Origin of the sequence: Cobetia sp. SIMBA_158, assembly GCF_046566945.1 — a bacterium.
Classification (GTDB): domain Bacteria; phylum Pseudomonadota; class Gammaproteobacteria; order Pseudomonadales; family Halomonadaceae; genus Cobetia; species Cobetia amphilecti.
In genome coordinates this window covers 1-238 of sequence record NZ_JAWJYL010001031.1, presented here as the reverse complement: position 1 = coordinate 238, position 238 = coordinate 1, and the positions used below count along the sequence as shown (strand labels likewise).

The window sequence follows — 238 nt, the reverse complement described above, 5'->3', positions numbered from 1 at the left end:
GGAGGTGGCGTGAGACACGACGGTGGTCGTCTTGCTTGAGCGCCAGTGGGATTCGGGTTTCTTGACCCGTGTCAGTCACACCTGAACAGATGGAAATGGTGACAGCGATGACAGATTCCCTGGCCCTCATCTTCCCGGGACAGGGCTCCCAGCAGGTCGTCATGCTGCGGGAGCTGGCGGAGCGCTATAGCGTCGTCCTCACTACCTGCGAGAAAGCCTCTGACCCCCTGCGGCTCGA

Annotated in this window: 1 pseudogene; it reads left to right on the top strand. The window is 61.3% G+C overall.

Annotation, left to right across the window (positions count from 1 at the left end):
- Window positions 1-107 precede the first annotated feature (107 nt).
- Window positions 108-238 (top strand): annotated as a pseudogene (locus tag R2R70_RS22930) (malonyl CoA-acyl carrier protein transacylase); the annotation flags it as partial.